Genomic DNA, 432 nt, shown 5'->3' with positions numbered 1-432 from the left:
TCGTCGACAGCGACAATGATGGCATCGCCGACGAGGTCGATAACTGTCCCACGACCGCCAACCCGGACCAGGCTGACCTGGACGGTGACTCGATCGGTGACGTTTGTGACGACGACATCGACGGTGACGGTGTAGCCAACGCCGACGACTGCGATCCTACGGACGCTTCGGTCGGTGCGGCCAGCACGACCTACTATGCGGACGCGGACGGTGACGGCTTCGGTGACCCGAACGACTCGCTGGTTGCCTGTGAGCAGCCGGAGGGTTACGTGACGGACAATACCGACAACTGCCCCGCCACCGCTAACCCGGATCAAACCGACAGCGATGGTGATGGTACCGGAGACGCTTGTACCACGATCGTCGACAGCGACAATGATGGCATCGCCGACGAGGTCGATAACTGTCCCACGACCGCCAACCCGGACCAGG

General features: G+C 62.5%; 1 protein-coding gene. It reads left to right on the top strand.

What is annotated here, in order from left to right:
* Positions 1-432: thrombospondin type 3 repeat-containing protein (locus DRW39_RS22105; RefSeq protein ID WP_198664984.1), on the top strand; the 432-nt coding region annotated here is incomplete at both ends.

Source organism: Lewinella sp. IMCC34191 (assembly GCF_003390935.1).
Lineage (GTDB): Bacteria > Bacteroidota > Bacteroidia > Chitinophagales > Saprospiraceae > Neolewinella.
Note: the sequence above shows the minus strand (reverse complement) of the source record. Positions and strands in the feature narration are given on the sequence as shown.